The organism is Halobacillus sp. ABR2_026 (assembly GCF_056158545.1).
Genome location: NZ_JBSWTM010000001.1, coordinates 1,972,219 through 1,989,719 on the forward strand (window position 1 = coordinate 1,972,219; position 17,501 = coordinate 1,989,719).

The window sequence follows — 17,501 nt, forward strand, 5'->3', positions numbered from 1 at the left end:
TTCATATCCCGCAATGGTTTTATAGACCTTAGGTACGTTCCTGAAGAGCCCTTTCTTCAGCGGGAAGGCGTACAGTGAGGACAAGTAGGTGCAGAAAAGGAAAGACCAAAGCCGTCAAATAAGCATGAAATAGGATGGGAATGATCATTAACTCCAAAAACACGATCACGTAATTCGGATGTTTGACATACCGATAAATCCCTTTTCGGATTGGCTGCTCATCCGGCAGTACGAGAATTCTTGTATTCCACCTCTTCCCAAGCGTCCGAATACAGACGATTCTCAGGACTTGTAGGACGATGAACGCACTAAAAGCTCCGTAAAAGAATGACTCTTGGATAAAGGGCGTCCACATGAATTCGATGATAATGCTTATAAAAAAGAAACTGTGCAGGAGAATGAACAGGAAATAGTGTCCCTGTCCCCACTCTTTAGCCCCATTTTCAATCATCCACTTCCGGTTTTTATCCGCGAGAGCAAGTTCTCCTAACCTTTGTAATACGATCAATGCGAGGATCATCCATAATAATACTTCCATTTCACTTCCACTCCAAACTGACAATTTCTGAACTGAAACCAGGACCTAGAGAAGTCATGAATGATTTTGTCCCTTTATCATGTGTTGTTTTTAATACTTCGTGCAGGACAAACTGGACGGTTGGGGAAGACATATTTCCGTGTTCCCTCAAGACTTGCCGGGAGAGTTTCAACGCATCTTCTGCCAGGTCAAATACTTCTTCATAGGCTTCTATAACCTTCCTCCCTCCAGGATGGGCGACTATAAAGGGTAACTCTTTTACCTGCCATCCATTTTCGAGGGTGACCTCCTGGACATGGTCTTTCCAAAAATTCTTCACCAGACGTGGAATGCTCTTATTAAAAATTACTTCAAAGCCTGAATCCACAACTCTCCATCCCATCACATCCGTACTATCTTTTTTTGTCTTTGTATAGGCATTTAAGATAGCAGGAAGCGGTTGGGACTTTCGCTCTAATAAAGGCGAACGGTCACCCGCTACAAGGACGGCAGATGCTCCATCACCGAACAGAGCCGTACCTACGAAATTACTTACGCTGGTATCATTCATTTGAAAAGTTAGGCTGCAGAGTTCCACACAGACGACGAGAACATTTTGATCCGGGTGACCGATGAGCCACTCATAAGCCTTGGCGATTCCACTCGTACCTCCAGCGCAACCCAGGCCAAACAATGGCATTCTTCGGGTTTCTTCTTTGCATCCCAGTTCATTCATCAAATAGGCGTCAAGCGTCGGTGTCGAAATCCCCGTGGAGGAAACAAAAATGATGTGATCAATGCTTTCTATTGGGATCGAATCTCCAATAAGAGGTTCCCTCAGACATGTCCTCACCGCTTGTAAACTATAGGAAAGTGCTTTTTTATGATATAGATTATTTCTCTCTTCCAGACCGTGCTCTATCTGGAACCAATCCAGAGGCGCAGCAAACTGTCTTCTGTCAATAGTCGCGTGTTCGAAGATAGGAAAAAGTCTCTTCTTTTCATGTTCCTGCATAGGAAATAAATCATAAACATGGGATTGGACATCTTTTTGGCTATAAGCGAATTCAGCACATTGAGTGCCAGAAGAAAGTATGTAGGGCATATTCATCCTCCTTTTTCTTACTATGCTCAGAAAAAGAAGAAAGTATGACAAACGGTGACGAAATATATGGTATGATAGACCTAAATCTCAAAGAACATTCAAGGAGGACTCAAGGTGTCTCTAAATCAGTCCATTACAGCCGTTTTAAACGGAAGTATTCATACCGTAAATCGCATTCTGCCATTTGAAATGATCACAGAAAAACCATCCCTTCTCCATGAGTCCTACGTAAACAGCGAACGAGGAGTGTTGATCGGGATGACCGGTGACCTCTCGGGGAAGTTGTTAATTGAAGGAAGCGAGGCGAGTTTCAGTCTGGCAGGAGAAAGAATGTACGGTCTTCCACTGGAAGGTGACATGTTGACCTCTTTCACAGGGGAGTTAGGCAACATGATTGCAGGCAATTTGGCTACCTTCGTTTCTGAACAGGAAGTAAATATTGATATCACTCCACCGACGATTATTGAGGAGGAAGAGCATACAACAAAACATACGCATGCCTTTCACGTTTCACTCCACATGGAAGAAAACCTTCACTTCTCTCTCATTCTAATGGTCGATGATCAAAAAATGACCGTATAAAAGCGCCATCCCTCCATGGCGCTTCCCTTTCATCCCTACTTGAATCAGTGGTTTACGTTCACCTTTTAAAAGCCGTAAATGGTCATACCACCGTCTACGAACAATGTTTGTCCTGTCATATAATTACCAGCTTCCGAAGCTAAGAATACAGCTGCCCCGCTTAATTCTTCTAATTTTCCGATTCTGTTCAACGGCGTACGGGATAGGATCTCTTGAACATATGTTTCATCCTGGAGGAGTGTTTCTGTCAATGCTGTAGGAAAATACCATGGACCGATGGCGTTGACATTAATATTATGCTTTCCCCATTCAAGCGCGAGATTCTTCGTCATTTGAATGAGCGCACTTTTGGTCATCGCGTAAACGACACCTGTCCTTAATGCTGTATGACCACCCACGGATGATATATTGATAATTTTCCCTTGCTTGGCTGCTTGCATGACTTGACCTGCATATTGAGAAAGAAAAAAAGCACTCCGCATATTTGTAGAAATGATGCGATCCCACTCCTCCTCTGTCACTTTCTCCGCCTTATTTCTTATATTTAATCCAGCATTGTTTACCCATATGTCTAAAGTTCGACCATCAAGAACAGCGTCAACCTGTTCTATAATCGCCCTGTAATTTGTAATATCATTGCATATAGTGAAAGCCTTTTGCCCTAACCTCTCTACTTCCATTTTCGTATGCTCAAGGTCTTCTTTATTTCTTGCAATAATGATTACATCTGCCCCAGATTCCGCATAAGCAAGCGTAATGGCCTTTCCGATCCCTTTCGTACCACCAGTAATGACTGCAAGTTTTCCTTCTAATCTGAAATCTGGTAAATACATATGCACCCTCCGTTAACAACTTTGAATTTTCAGTATATTATAACATTTTTGCAATTTATTTACATTCACCAAGACCTGCCATAAAATGAATAGCATGAATAAACAAAGGGGGTTGTCTGTATGAAAAAATGGCTATTGGCTTTTGGTCTCTGTGCTGCTATTGTTTTAGCAGGTTGTAACAGTGACACCGAAGACACAGAAACAGACACAGAAAATCAGACGGAAGACACATCTGAAAACAAAGAAAACGACGAACAGCAATTGAAAAAAGAAGTGCTCAGTGCACAAATGAATCTGACGAATACGTTCAAACCTTATCAACAAAAAATTTCTGCCTATCAAACAGCTGTATCCGCTGAAGAACCGGATACTGAAGCAATCAAATCAGCTGGAGAAGAAGCAAAAACAGCTGCAGGTGAAGCTGCTTCCATGGTGGACGAGTATACAATTGAAGCAGAACTTCCAGACGATATCATGAAAAAAATGGAAGAGTCCCTTCCTTCTTTAAAAGCATATTATGAAGGGGTAGAAAAAGCTTTGAATGAGAACTTGGAAAACGCTGATTTCACAGAAGCTGAAGAAAAGTTCACTGAATTCAACGACCAGTTCAATGAAATCATCGAACAGGCTGGATTCCCGGCTAGTCCGAATTTGATGGAAGAAATGTCATAATAAGTAAAGCCCGGCTTTAGCAGCCGGGCTTTTTGATTATTCAATCAAAATTTATTCCTTTTAGAAGCTTTTGTTAAATGGGCTTTATCTAACGTGTTAAAACTGGTAAATCTTTTGGTATTTATCCGTAAGATAATGAATAAGGTTCTCAGGATTCAATCCTTCACCTGTTGTCTCTTGTAGGATCTCCAAAGGTTTTTTCATTTTTCCATGCTTATGGACGTTCTCCGTCAACCATTCCTTAATCATATGGAAATCTCCTGCTTCAATGAGACCATCGACATCAATCTCTTTCCTCATGGCTGAATTCAACTGTGCCGCATACATATAACCTAAAGCATAAGAAGGGAAATAACCGAAGTCGCCTCCAGACCAGTGAATATCCTGCAGGACCCCATCTGAATGATGATCCGGGGAAACACCAAGGTAATCTTCCATTTTCTGATTCCATAATTCCGGTAAGTGTTTCACCTCAATTTCTCCGCCAATCAAAGCTTTTTCCAGCTCATAGCGAACCATAATGTGAAGGCAGTAAGTCAGCTCATCTGCTTCAATTCTGATCAAGGAAGGTTTCACTTCATTTACAGCAGGATAAAATTTTTCGAGGGGAAGCTTATGGAAATGATCCGGGGCAAAGGATTGGAACATCTCATAATGATTTTTCCAGAAGCCTTCACTGCGTGCCACGAAATTTTCCCAGAACAGTGATTGTGACTCGTGAATCCCCATGCTTGTACCATCTGCAAGTGGTGTAAAAGCCAGCTCAGGATCAATGTTTTGTTCATAGAGAGCGTGTCCGCCTTCATGGATCGTTCCGAAAACCGCTGTTCTAAAATCACTTTCATCGTACTTCGTCGTGACCCTGACATCATTTGTATTTAAGCCGATGGCAAATGGATGGACGGTTTCATCAAGACGCCCCGCATCAAAATCGTATCCCATACGCGCCAAAATGGCTTCACTGAACTTTTCCTGGCGTTCTTTAGGGAAATGGCCTTGAAGAACAGATGGATCCGGTTTAACTGAAGAATTCTGGATTTTTTTCAACAGCCCCGTTAATGCTTCCCTTACTTTTGGGAAAACTTGATCCAGAACTTCAACCGTCACTCCAGGCTCATAATTGTTCAACAAGGCATCGTAACGATGATTTTCGTAACCCCAATAATCCGCAAACCTGCGATTATACTCGACCAATTGTTCCAAATAAGGACGGAAGCTCTCAAAGTCATTGTTTTTCTTAGCTTCTCCCCATACTGATTCAGCTTTGGTCTGAAGCGTCACATAAGCTCTGTATTCATCCACTGGTATTTTAGCTGTTTTATCATAAGTTTCTTCCGCTTCCTCTACCGCCCGTTGGATGACCGGATCGCTCGTATTCCCTTTCAGTTCTCCAATATATTGACGCATTCTTTTTCGAGGTTTGGATTTCGTGAACCTTTTGGGACATTACACCAATGACTTCAGAGCGACCTTCCATACCTTTACGAGGCGCTTTTGTCCTCATATCCCAGGCCATTAACCCGATGGCCTCTCCATAAGCCGATTGTTCTTTCAGAAGCTCGAGGAATTTCTGTTCTGTCGTTTTCTCCATTTCAACCACTCCCCTGCATGTAATTAACCGTCTTTATCCAACTTATTAAAACCCAAAACCTTTGCCGTTGCCCGGTTTCGCTTTCGGTTTTCGTCCGAAATATTGATAATAATCTGTTTTGATAAAGCCGTTGAAGAGTTTACGCTTTTTCGTGGCCGGTTTACCGTATAACTTTTCGAATCCTTCATGCGAAGTAAGGATATAAACGCTCCAGGATGGATGATCACGCATAATGGTTCCCAGATCACGATACATTTGCTCAACTTCCGGCCGGTCTCCCATACGCTCTCCATAAGGAGGATTAGACACAAGGTAACCATTTTCCTGCTTAGGTTTGAAATCGCTCATCTGCATCTGTTTCCACGAAATTAAATCACCGAGGCCCGCTTCCATCGCATTTCTTTTCGCGATGTCAATTAAACCGGGGTCAAGATCAGATCCCACAATTTGCAGCGGCTGATCATAATTTGCCGAATTTTCCGCTTCCTGAAAAGCGTCTTCCCATACTTGATCAGGGATAAGTCCCCATTTTTCCGAGGCGAATTCCCGATTGAAGCCAGGCGCTATATTTTGTCCGATCAACGCAGCTTCAATGGCGATTGTACCAGAGCCACAAAAAGGGTCGACGAAAGGCTGATCCGGTGTCCAATTGGTAATCTGTACAAGGGCAGCAGCCAAGGTCTCTTTCAGAGGAGCTTCCCCTTGTCCTACTCGATATCCACGCTTATGCAGACCACTTCCGGAAGTATCGATCGTTAATAAAGCTTCATCCTTATGCAGCGCTACTTCTACGCGGTAAAAGGCCCCCGTTTCCTTCAGCCAGGAAGAAATTCCGTGTTTGGCCTTTAACCGTTCCACAATCGCCTTTTTCACAATGGATTGACAATCGGGCACACTATATAATTTGGATTTGACAGATTTACCTACAACCGGAAACTCTCCATCTTCTTCAATAAAACTTTCCCATGGCAATGCTTTGGTCTCTTCAAATAGTTGATCAAATGAGGTGGCTTTGAATTTACCTACCAGCAATTTGACGCGATCCGCTGTGCGGAGCCAAAGGTTGGCTCTTGGAATGGCCGACACATCAGCTTCAAATACAACCCTTCCATTTTCAATCTGGATATCTTCATATCCTAAATCTTTAACTTCTTTTCCAACGATCGATTCCAATCCCATCGCTGCCGTTGCAATCAAGGTTACTTTTTTCGGCATAATGAACCTCCTTCATATGTATCGTAAGCTTATGTTCTCTACACTAACTCTATAAAAACAAAGAAAAAACCCTTCTAAAAAGCATGAGGCTTTCCAGAAGGGATCATCTGTATCATTAACGACCATTGAATACTCTGTAAGCCATGTTCTGTCCCATTGTACTGCAAACGGTGGTCAACCTCGTACTCCGGTGGCAATCATCTATCTGCCGAATAAATCGGCCTCTTCTCTGGTTCATTTCCCATTGAAAAGTGCCCCTACCTATATTTGGGTTGCTCGCTCGTGGGGTTTACCTCGTTCCACCCGAAGTATTTCTACTCCGGCTCCGTCACTGTGGCACTTTCAAGGTAGTCATTCCTTATCAAAGACTTAGGAACTTTCCCTGCCGTAAGTTCTAAAGAACTCCCTTGACTTATGGTTTCGTCAAGCACGAACACTACAAACATCTCAGCCTGTGCGAGCATGGACTTTCCTCTGTACAGCATACTGTACAGCGATTACCCGAGTATTCAAATGAGTTTTAATTTTTGTCGTTACGCCCTAACAGACGTGCCTAGTCATTATAGCAGACGGTAGATCATTTGTCATTGGAAAAAAATGAGATCAGTCGGCGTATTTATTGCCGAAGACGGCTTTTTCCAAATTTGACACCCTTTTCAAAATGTCATAATTCACTTGATGGTTGTTGTTCGTCGGCGTTTGTCTTTGTCTTTGTGTTGTTTCTCTTGAGGACATTTTTTTCAAGCGTTCATTTTCCTGATGCAAGCGCTCAATTTCCTGTTGAAAACGGTCATAATCCTGAATAATCAAGTCCAGATACTCATCTACTTCTTCCTGGTTATATCCTCTCATAGACGTTTTAAAGTCTTTTTCCAGGATATCCTTCCCGCTTAAATGATACTCTTCTTCGTTCATTTATTTCACCTCTGTTTCACACATTATCTTCATTTTTTCAGAAGGGCACGGAAATGTCAATTTCAAATCAGAAACAATTACTGACTCCAGTAATCGGGGTCGGACATCCTGAGCTCTTCTACGGTTTCTTCAAGATCTAAAGGGGTAATATATAAGATTTCATAATCTCCTTGCTCCTTTGCATCTTTAGCTGCTCGCAGGAAGTATTGGGGACTTCCTTCTGTATCCTCATCAAAAAGAACCAGGCAGCCGTCTGAATGATTGACAAGGAACTGATCCTTCGCTTTAAATTGATAGGGTCCTTCGTATCCTTTGTTATAAATCGGCTGATAAAAATCCGCACTCATTGTCACTTCTTCATAGGTAAGCTTCAAATCCTCCGGCCATCTTGCTTCCTGATCTTCAAAAGGTGGCAACATACCCAACTTCACCTCATAGACTTCTTTCAGATCGAGAACGATTTCAGCTGCCCATAGTTCAACACCCATCTGACCCGAGATAAGAACCCATTCCAAACCTTCTTCTATGTATGTTGTTAATCTTCTCTTTATTGTCTCTTTCACGAATTCGATTTTAGGGTCATCATTTTTGAATATGCCCATTTCCATCGGCTTGTAGCCTGTAACGAACATGGTTTTCAATGGAGTCCCCCCTTTTCTTCCATTCATTTTAATATGTTTTGCCAAAAAAAGAAAATAAGCCACAACAGTGGCTTACTTCTACTAACTATTGGATCCAGAACCCATCATCGGCATTTGACCCTGACCCATGCCAGGCATCTGGCCTTGGCCCATCATCGGCATTTGGCCCTGACCCATGCCGGGCATCTGGCCTTGGCCCATCATCGGCATTTGGCCCTGACCCATGCCGGGCATCTGGCCTTGGCCCATCATCGGCATTTGACCCTGACCCATGCCGGGCATCTGGCCTTGGCCCATCATCGGCATTTGACCCTGACTCATTTCTTCTTCATTCATTGGCATTTGACCTTGGCCATTCGGCATTTGACCCATTTCTTGAGGGTTCATATAATCCATCCAATTGTAGTCTGGAGAAGCCCCTTGAGGAAAAGCAAAATCTTGCGTCTGGAAGTTGTTTTGCTCAGAGACCATATAAGGGAAATAGTGGTTATTATTTAACGTATGGTTATTTCTGACGAGAATATGGGTGGGGTGAATATAATCCTGATTTTCACAGAAGTAATTATCGACTACACAGTTTTGTACCGGGCATACGATTGGTCTGCGGTTTCCGGCTGGCGACATCGGCCCACAGCCACAAGAATCCTGCATAGAATTGTGATGCATCGTGCTTTCACTCCTTGTTCTTTTATTCCTTATCAGCGTATGTCACAAAGAGTGGGAACGTACTGGGCGATATCATCATATCCTATACTTTCTTATCGGTTATCGTCGCCCCTTTAACCCTGGATTATGTAAATTTGTCTGCTCTATCCACTTGGTCAATAGGTTGTTTACAGGGCATGAACCCCATGAATAAGGCTCTGATAAAATTTAGTGTTCATATTTCCAACAAAAAATTTTATTTCGTAATGTTTGTATAGGTAGTAAGGGCCGGGGAAAATGTGCGGCTTACCCCATTCTCCAGATACTCTCGTAATTAGCCGAGTGTTTGGAGTTCCTCATTTGGTCACTTACAATGGGCTCTGCAGAGACTCTTCGCAGAACCCATACATAATTTGGAAACATCAACAACAAACTTTAACAGAGCCTTTAATAAAGAGATTTACAAAAAAAAAGGATGAGAGACTCATCCTTTTTTCATCGTTTAAGCTTGTTCTTCTGGAAATCTGAAGATGCAAAAGAAAACGGAAGAATTTCTTCCATCGTAAACGTTTTTGTATCGCCCTGCAGATTTGTAGTATGAATTTTCACATCTGATTGGAAAAATTCACTCATGACCTGACGGCACGAACCACAAGGAGGTACGGGTCTTTTTGTGTCCGCTGCGACCGCTAGTTCCTTGAATGTAAAGTGTCCATCCGCTACCGCTTTGAAAATAGCCACACGTTCAGCACAGCATGTCACAGGATAGGCGGCATTTTCGATATTGCAACCTGTATAAAGGGTTCCGTCTTCGGTTAGTAATGCGGCTCCTACAGGGAATTTCGAATAAGGGACATAAGCTTTTTCCCTCATTAACTTAGCTTCATCTATTAACTGTTTGTTTTCCATCATAATCCCTCCCTACTAATGGGAAGGTAATTATATATGATATCCACCCATATGTAAAGCGGTTTCACGATCTATGTCCTTCCAGCACATTGGAGAACATTTAATTGACACATGTGTCGAAAAAAAGTTTATACTTGAAAACATAAATATTTTATTGGTAAGGAGGAAAAACATGAAGTCGATTTTACAATACAACAAAATCATTTGGGTTTTCATATTATTATTGATCTTTACTGGAATATTCACTTATCTTCAGCTCCCAAAACGGGAAATCCCTGAGATTAATGTGAATGTGTCCGCCATTTCCACGGTTTATCCAGGAGCAACCCCGCAGGAAGTGGAACGTACGATCATTAACCCGCTTGAAGAAAAGCTTATGGATACAGAGGGAGTCGATAAAGTTACTTCGGCATCCACTTCTGGTTTTGGCACCGTAACCGCTACTTTATCCGGAGACAATATTGATACAGTGAATGCGAAAATACGACAGGCTGTATCTGATGTATCAAGCTCTTTTCCTGAAGAGGTTCAGACACCATCTGTAAACACTGATACCACCATGTCCGCTGTAGCCTCCTATCACCTTATGAGTAATCAAAGGGAAGATTTATATCAATTGAGAGAAGAAATTCAGAATTGGGAAACGGAGCTCACGCAAATATCTGGTGTTGATTCTTTATTAGTGAAGGGTTTACCTGAACAAAAAGTTACCGTAAGTCTAGACCATACACGTCTGCAGGAGTTTCAACTCTCTCCTACCTCAATTATCAGTACATTGGATAATGAGCTCAGTCCCTCTCCTATAGGTACAGAACAAAAGGATGGGATGATCCAACAACTGATTTTTGATCAATACTCAGAAATTGAGGAACTAAAAGAACTATATGTAGGAAATAACGCTGAAGGAGCTCCCATCACGCTTAGCGATGTCGGCTCCATTGAAATTAAAAATAAACCGGTAGAAGATTTGATTTCATATAAAGATAAACCCGCACTCTCGATTACCGTCCTAACAGAGGAAGGCGTGAATATAAGCGCTGTTCAAGAAAGCTTGACTGAGCAAGTGGATGCTCTAACGAATGAACTGCCATCAGGTATCGATGTGGCTCAGTTCTACACACAAAGTACGATCATTGATGAGGTCTTCACAAATTTGATTACATCTTTTGCGATCTCTTTCTTTGCCGTCATTATCATTATGATCTTAGGACTTCCGCTTTCGTCAGCAATTCTTGTAGCTTTATCCATCCCGATTTCAATTCTGATTGGACTAACCCCACTCCCTTACGTCGGTGTGGATTTAAATCAGATATCCATTATAGGAATGATTATTGCTATTGGAATACTGGTGGATGACGCAATAGTGGTCAATGATAATATCCAAAGAAGGTTCCAACTGGGCGATGGTGCTTTAGATGGAACGATCAGAGGGGTTAAAGAAGTCGGTAAATCGATCATAACTTCCACGTTGATGATCATTTTCAGCTTCTTGCCATTAACTTTCTTATCCGGTTCTAATGGTGATTTCATAAGAGCGCTTCCCTCTGTATTAATTTTCACAGTGCTGGCCTCTACCATCATTGCATTGACGTTCATACCTACTGTTCAATATGCAAGAAAAAGAAGAAAAGGGCGGACAGGAAACACAAAATCAGGCCTATTGGGTGGATGGTTTGGCTGGTTAGAACGCATCTATGCTGATCGGATCCTCCCACGTACAACCAAAAAACCATGGGCTACTTCCCTCATCGGTCTATTGATTTGCGTTCTTCTGGCAACCCTGGTTATTCGAATTCCATTTGAATTCTTCCCGGCTGCCGATCGTCCAGAGGTAACAATCTCTGTAGAAAACCCTCAAGGTACGACAATTGAAGATACAGAAGAAAAACTGAAAGAATTAGCAGAGTTCCTCGAAAGCTCAGATGAAAATATCAGCGAAACAGCTGTTTTTGCCGGTACAGGTCTGCCAAGTTTATTTAGTTCCGGTTTAGAACGTTCAGGGGAAAATACCGGGCAAGTGCTCGTCCGAGTGGACAGAAATCAGACAAGTGCCAGCAAGTTTATCGAAAAGTGGGAAGAACCATTACGCGAGGAGTATCCGGATAGTGATATATTCTTGGAGACAATCGTTTCTGGTCCTCCTCCATCACCACCGGTCCAGATTCAGATGCAGGGTCCTGAGCTTGAGACATTGATCACAGAAGCTGAAAACGCCCAAAAGCGCTTCAGTGAATTGAATAGTTCTGAAATAGCTACGATCAATGCAGACAGCCAGCCTTTTACAGAATACAGCATCGACCGGGCACTGCTCGCTGAAAATAATATTCCAATCAATCAAGTGACTTCGCAAATGTCACTGGCTAATGTAGGTATACCATTAGGGACGTTCGATATCGGAATCAACCGCCTGCCAATGGAAGTTATCGTTGATGACGGTAAAGAAGATGGGGTCGCCCTCTCAGAACTCGAAGTCACTAGTCAGTCTACCCGGGGGGCTGGTCCACCTGCTTCGTTTACCCTTGATGAAATCGTTACAGTCAATGAATCCACCCGTTTAGGTGTTATTCCTCACTTGGATGGAAAAAGGACCATCACGATAGAAGCTTATCCAGAAGAAGTTATGGAAAGCGAATTTTCAGAAGAAACATCTGAGATTATTGATGAATTGAAGGAAAACCTCCCTGGTGGGTACACCATAGTAGAAAGTGGAGAATCGGATGCCCGCTCTGATTTCTTTGTGGAGGTCACTAAGCTTTTCGTCATTGTGTTATTTCTGATTTATTTAACAATCGCTATTCAATTCAATTCCCTGCTTATGCCTCTTTTGATTACGGGCACGGTGTTCTTAGCCGTTACTGGAGCCATTATAGGATTGTTCGTCTCGGGTGAACCGCTCAGCTTTCTGGCTGTTCTCGGGATTGTATCGCTATCTGGAATTGTCGTCAGGAACTCCGTCATCCTTGTGGAATTTATTGAACAGAATCAACAGCATTTCAATAGTCGTGTGGAAGCTGTTATCGAAGCTGGAAGAGCAGGATTCGTCCAATTGTACTGACTTCTTTGACGTCAATAGCAGCTCTTGCACCGATCATTTATACAGGGGACGTCCTGTTCAAGCCATTGGCTGTATCCATCGTATCAGGACTTGCTTTTTCTACAGTACTCACACTTTTGCTTGTCCCATCCTTTTATTTGATCCTAACTAAAAACAAGCAAAAATAGTCGAGAGTGTTGTCCTCTCACCGATTCTACTAAAAAAACGTGTGTAGAAGCACTAAAAAAAGCTCCCCATTAATGGGAGCTTTTTTTAATCTTATTCAAATCGTCCAGCACCATGTCTAAGACATAGTGTACAGACTGATACAATTCCTTGAATCTTTTCCGATGTACATCAAGATAATAACTGTGGAGAATGATCATTTCTATATTTTCGTGTGTAGATTTCACTTGATTGGGGTGAACATTCGTTTTCCTGTCTTTAACAAAGGATTCAGCTGCCTCCAACCATTCGTTAGCCAGTTGAAACATCGGTGTCGTCTCTTCTTTTACCTGATTAAAAAAATCATAATTCTTCTTATCTACTGGCCCTTCTGTATTCAAAAAGCGCTGATGCCGTTCGTCTATTAAGCGCTTCAATTCATTGGTATTGCTTTTCAAACTCATCTGTTCCCACACCTTTCCTCACTTATCATATCATGTGAGAACCTTGAGCATCAAAATCAACCGACGGAACGACGTCTCGCTTGCTGAGCGACCTTACCCAAATATTCAAAACGTTTTTCCCGCTTCATTTTTCTAAGCTCATCACGAAGTTCAAATACTTCATTTTTTAAATCATCCATTTCTTTTCGGTGGGAGACGGCCATATTAAACACGATTTCGTCAGCTTTCATCGACAATCTCTTCTCAAGCATCGAGAATTTTTCCTGTAGATGTGAAAGCTGAACCTCAAATTCATCCGTTGTAATGACACTATTCTTTTTCATAACAATACTCCCCCTTTTAGTGGTGTTATAAAAATTCTCGATTCCGTGCATATCTCCTTTATGGTTGACAAGACTAGAACTAAAGCAACAAAACAAGTCAATACAATTTCGAATCTTCGACATAAAAGGAGAAATACACCATGGCCAACAAAAAAGAAAAGAAAGACAAAAAACCGACTCCAGCAAAAACGGATAATCCGAAATTGACTGGAGAAAACCGTCCATCTACGTAACTTACACGAGAAGCTGCTGCTATTGTTTATAGCAGCGGCTTTTTTTTACCTTTGCTCTAAATACTTGGTCTACCTATTCCCACGATAAAAAGTTGAGATAGAAACAGCGTGTCCTTTAGTTGGAGAACATAGAATATATTTTCCCCTCACCCCGTACAAATTAAAAAGTCGTGACTGAATAGAATTGTGAAAGATGGTGCAAATAAAAGTCAAAAAACACAAATGTTAATCGAAATAATATAAACGGGGTTTTGACTAATGCTTCACAGGGTAATACTCATGACGGTTCCACACTATGTGTCAATCCTGTGAACGACTGAAACTTTTCTTCCCTCTGTACGTCTATATAAATGGAGCCTAATGTGTATATTCTTGGCGATTAAAATCTGGTATGATACTCTCATGGCTATAGGGAGGGATGAGTCTTGAATTATCCCAATGGGAGGAAAAGTTCCAAAATGAACGCAGCTCCCAAAGGAAAAATGAAACCGGATTTCAGTAACAGAGGGATGTCGCTGGAAGAAGACATCAATATGACCAATGAGTATTATCTGCAGGCCGACATTGCGGTGGTCCATAAAAAACCTACACCTGTACAAATTGTTCAAGTGGATTATCCGAAAAGAAGTGCAGCGGTCATCAAGGAAGCTTACTTCAAGCAAGCTTCCACAACAGATTACAACGGGGTTTATCGAGGGAAATACATCGATTTTGAGGCAAAAGAAACAAAAAATAAAACTTCTTTTCCATTAAGTAATGTCCACCAGCATCAGGTCGATCATATGAGGAGTATCCAAAATCATGGAGGAATCAGTTTTATGATCATCAGATTCACTCCATTGGATGAGACATACCTCCTCCCATCCCCATCCATTTTTTCTTTTTGGGAAGATCAATGGAACGGAGGAAGGAAATCGATTCCTTATACTTATATTAAAGAGGAAGGAATCAAAGTTCCTTTTCATTATCAGGCAAGGGTTCATTACACCACTGCCATCGATCAGCTTTATTTCTGAATGGAGGAAATGTAAATGGCCAATGACAGCCAGTCACGTACAGCAAGAAGAAAGCAGATGAAAACATCGCAAAAAGGAAAAAAGAGTTCTAAATTCAAAAGAATCTTTATGACGCTGCTAACCATCGGTATCGTTTTGATGCTTGGGGTAGGAGCATTATTCACTTACTATGTAGCCACAGCACCTAGTATTGATGAATCGAAATTATCTGATCCTTTTTCTTCGAAAGTTTATGATAAAAATGGGGACTTGTTTGCCGATCTTGCAGGGGATGAACGACGAACCAAAATTACGTACAATGACATCCCCCCTATTCTTGAAGATGCAGTCCTTGCGACAGAAGATGTCCGTTTCTACGATCACATAGGAATCGACTTCCGGAGGATCGGTGGAGCAATTTTAGCCAACATTACCGGTGGATTCGGAGCTGAAGGAGCGAGTACGATTACTCAACAGGTTGTGAAGGAATCGTTCCTGACGAAAGATAAAACCATCAAACGTAAAGTTCAAGAACAATATTTAGCGATTAAGCTGGACCAGGAATATTCTAAAGAAAAAATCCTGGAGATGTACTTGAATAAAATTTATTATGGCGCTGGTTCTTATGGGGTTGCTGAAGCTGCGGAAACGTATTTCGGTAAAAAAGAGCTCAGTGAGCTTACATTGCCTGAAGCTGCTTTACTGGCAGGACTTCCCCAACGACCTAGCGGCTATATGCCTTTTGAAAATCCGGATTTAGCGAAAGACCGGATGAATACGGTTCTCAGCCTTATGGTCCAGCACGGAAAAATTACAGAAGCTGAAGCCGATGAAGCCAGACAAGTTGAAGTGGAAGACATGCTTGTAGAAAGGCAAGCCGATGAAGAAACACCTTATCAAGCATTTCTTGACGAAGTGGAACGGGAAATTAAAGAAAAAATGGACGGGTCGGATATCTATAAAGACGGCCTGAAAATTTACACGACACTCGACCCTGATGCTCAAAAACAAGTCCAACAACTGCTCAGTAATGAAGGTCCGGTTCAATGGCCGGATGATGAACTATGGGCAGGTGTCGCTGTAACGGATACACAGACAGGAGCGATCCGAGCAATCGGAGGCGGCCGCAATTATCAAAAAGGCCAATTTAATTCCGCTACACAAATTAATCGTCAGCCAGGTTCGACGTTCAAACCAATTACAGCATATGGACCAGCAATTCAATACAATAAAATGTCCACCTATCATCAAATTAAAGATGAACCTTATGAAGTGAATGGAAAATCTGTAAATAACTTCGACAATAATTTCAGAGGATGGGTTTCTGCACGATATGCCCTCAGCCGTTCATTAAATATTCCTGCGTTGAAAACAATCGAAGAGGTTGGTTTGGATAAAGCACAGGAATTTGCAGAAGGCTTAGGTTTCTCTTTCCGAGATGATACCATTTACCAGATGGACGCGATCGGCGGAGGATCAGGAACGAACCCTAAAGAGATGGCAGCTGCTTATGCAGCCTTCGGAAATGAAGGTGTCTATAATGAACCTCATACAGTAACTAAAGTCGAAGTTCCTGGCGAAGGAACCATAGAACTGACACCTGAACCGGAATCGGCCATGAACAGTTACACGGCGTACATGATTTCCAACATGCTTCAAACAACAATGAGTGAAGGTACAGGAACAGCAGCCAATGTCCCTGGGGTCATGGACGCAGGAAAAACAGGAACGACGAACCGCGGAGACTATGCATCAGATTCCTGGTTCAATGGTTATACGACGAAGTATTCGATTTCCATATGGTCAGGTTATGAGACAGAGGATGCCATGTCACAAGCAGCTAAAGATGTTCCTAAACAAATCTATAAGCCATTAATGACTCAACTATCCCAGGGTGTGGACACTCCAGACTTTACAAAACCGGATTCGGTCGCTTGGGTAGATGTAGAGAAAGGTTCGAGACCTGCGAGACTTCCGAGTGAGTATACTCCATCAGACCGCATTGTCACAGAACTGTTTCATGTCGATAATCAACCGTCCAAAGTTTCTGAAACCTATCAGAAACTCGACCCAGTTCAATCACTTTCTGGAAACTTCAATGAAGATACCTCAAGTATTGACCTGTCCTGGTCATATGGAGATACCGACGGGGTAAGTTTCCGGGTCGCTGCCTCGATTGATGGCGGTGAAATGAGAGAACTTACGACAACTAAGGATACGAGTGTTGAAATCACTAATGTCGATCCAGGAGCTTCCTATGAATTTGCTGTCGTTGTCGTAAGCGACGATGACAATACTGCAAATAGCGATCCTGCATCCGTCACCGTGCAAGCACCAGGTTCACTCGAAGAGGAACCTCCAGAAGAATCTGAAGATGAAGAAGATCAAGAGAATGAAGAAGAAAATCCTGAAGGAGACGATTCTTCTGAAGGCAATAATGAAAACGAAGGAAACGATGGTGAAAATAACAACAACAATAATCGTAATGATCAAAATAACGGGGAAGGCAATGGTTCTGATGATGGTCAATCCGATCAGAACGATGACCAAAACCAAGGTGGCAATTCCGGTTCTGGTGGAAACGGTGGTTCTGATGAAGAACCACCTCCTGCCGATGACAATCAGGACGATCAACAGGATGCAGCTTAAATAAAATCTCTGT

Annotated in this window: 14 protein-coding genes, 1 other RNA gene and 2 pseudogenes; 5 read left to right on the forward strand and 12 right to left on the reverse strand. The window is 42.2% G+C overall.

All coding sequences use genetic code 11. From position 1 onward, the window contains the following. Nucleotides 1–28 precede the first annotated feature (28 nt). On the reverse strand, nucleotides 29–538 hold the full coding sequence (locus ACXADE_RS10180; protein ID WP_474980360.1) for an isoprenylcysteine carboxyl methyltransferase family protein: 510 nt from the start codon (nucleotides 536–538) through the stop codon (nucleotides 29–31). 1 nt (nucleotide 539) lies between these two features. Further along, entirely contained in the window at nucleotides 540–1,622 is a 1,083-nt protein-coding gene (locus ACXADE_RS10185; protein ID WP_474980361.1) for a type III polyketide synthase, read from the reverse strand. Between the two features lie 114 nt (nucleotides 1,623–1,736). On the opposite strand from ACXADE_RS10185, the gene ACXADE_RS10190 reads away from it, so the two are divergent. After that, complete coding sequence (locus ACXADE_RS10190; RefSeq protein WP_474980362.1) at nucleotides 1,737–2,204, forward strand: chemotaxis protein CheX; 468 nt, start codon at nucleotides 1,737–1,739, stop codon at nucleotides 2,202–2,204. Between the two features lie 65 nt (nucleotides 2,205–2,269). Here the strand turns inward: ACXADE_RS10190 and ACXADE_RS10195 are convergent, their stop codons facing one another. Continuing rightward, nucleotides 2,270–3,037, reverse strand: a complete 768-nt coding sequence (locus tag ACXADE_RS10195; RefSeq protein ID WP_474980363.1) for an SDR family NAD(P)-dependent oxidoreductase — start codon at nucleotides 3,035–3,037, stop codon at nucleotides 2,270–2,272. A gap of 120 nt (nucleotides 3,038–3,157) precedes the next feature. On the opposite strand from ACXADE_RS10195, the gene ACXADE_RS10200 reads away from it, so the two are divergent. Continuing rightward, nucleotides 3,158–3,709 (forward strand): hypothetical protein, encoded by a 552-nt coding sequence (locus ACXADE_RS10200; protein WP_474980364.1) that lies wholly within the window; start codon nucleotides 3,158–3,160, stop codon nucleotides 3,707–3,709. Nucleotides 3,710–3,805: 96 nt separating this feature from the next. Here ACXADE_RS10200 and ACXADE_RS10205 read toward each other — a convergent pair. From ACXADE_RS10205 to ACXADE_RS10235, 7 genes and pseudogenes are all read right to left on the reverse strand, one after another. Next, a pseudogene (locus ACXADE_RS10205) lies at nucleotides 3,806–5,300 on the reverse strand (carboxypeptidase M32). Between the two features lie 45 nt (nucleotides 5,301–5,345). Further along, nucleotides 5,346–6,515, reverse strand: coding sequence for a THUMP domain-containing class I SAM-dependent RNA methyltransferase (locus ACXADE_RS10210; protein ID WP_474980365.1), 1,170 nt, complete (start codon nucleotides 6,513–6,515; stop codon nucleotides 5,346–5,348). A 132-nt stretch (nucleotides 6,516–6,647) separates the two neighbouring features. Continuing rightward, nucleotides 6,648–7,024: RNase P RNA component class B (gene rnpB, locus ACXADE_RS10215), an RNA gene on the reverse strand. A gap of 94 nt (nucleotides 7,025–7,118) precedes the next feature. Continuing rightward, nucleotides 7,119–7,430: a cell division regulator GpsB gene (gene gpsB / locus ACXADE_RS10220; protein WP_474980366.1), complete on the reverse strand. Its 312-nt coding sequence runs from the start codon at nucleotides 7,428–7,430 to the stop codon at nucleotides 7,119–7,121. Between the two features lie 77 nt (nucleotides 7,431–7,507). Then, a complete protein-coding gene (locus tag ACXADE_RS10225; RefSeq protein WP_474982220.1) occupies nucleotides 7,508–8,062 on the reverse strand; it encodes an SLOG family protein in 555 nt (184 codons plus the stop codon). 90 nt (nucleotides 8,063–8,152) lie between these two features. Next, nucleotides 8,153–8,737, reverse strand: coding sequence for a CotD family spore coat protein (locus tag ACXADE_RS10230; protein ID WP_474980367.1), 585 nt, complete (start codon nucleotides 8,735–8,737; stop codon nucleotides 8,153–8,155). 474 nt (nucleotides 8,738–9,211) lie between these two features. Next, complete coding sequence (locus ACXADE_RS10235) at nucleotides 9,212–9,625, reverse strand: cytidine deaminase (RefSeq protein WP_474980368.1); 414 nt, start codon at nucleotides 9,623–9,625, stop codon at nucleotides 9,212–9,214. Between the two features lie 172 nt (nucleotides 9,626–9,797). Between ACXADE_RS10235 and ACXADE_RS10240 the strand changes: the two are divergent. Next, a pseudogene (locus ACXADE_RS10240) lies at nucleotides 9,798–12,847 on the forward strand (efflux RND transporter permease subunit). Between the two features lie 69 nt (nucleotides 12,848–12,916). Here the strand turns inward: ACXADE_RS10240 and ACXADE_RS10245 are convergent. Next, nucleotides 12,917–13,288, reverse strand: a complete 372-nt coding sequence (locus tag ACXADE_RS10245) for a YppE family protein (RefSeq protein ID WP_474980369.1) — start codon at nucleotides 13,286–13,288, stop codon at nucleotides 12,917–12,919. Nucleotides 13,289–13,344: 56 nt separating this feature from the next. After that, nucleotides 13,345–13,611 carry a hypothetical protein gene (locus ACXADE_RS10250; RefSeq protein ID WP_474980370.1) on the reverse strand — a complete coding sequence of 89 codons (267 nt, stop codon included), beginning with the start codon at nucleotides 13,609–13,611 and terminating at the stop codon, nucleotides 13,345–13,347. A 658-nt stretch (nucleotides 13,612–14,269) separates the two neighbouring features. On the opposite strand from ACXADE_RS10250, the gene recU reads away from it, so the two are divergent. Further along, the gene (recU, locus tag ACXADE_RS10255) at nucleotides 14,270–14,860 is read left to right on the forward strand and encodes a Holliday junction resolvase RecU (RefSeq protein ID WP_474980371.1); all 591 of its coding nucleotides are present in this window, start codon (nucleotides 14,270–14,272) and stop codon (nucleotides 14,858–14,860) included. Nucleotides 14,861–14,875: 15 nt separating this feature from the next. Further along, nucleotides 14,876–17,488, forward strand: coding sequence for a PBP1A family penicillin-binding protein (locus tag ACXADE_RS10260; protein ID WP_474980372.1), 2,613 nt, complete (start codon nucleotides 14,876–14,878; stop codon nucleotides 17,486–17,488). Nucleotides 17,489–17,501 lie beyond the last annotated feature (13 nt).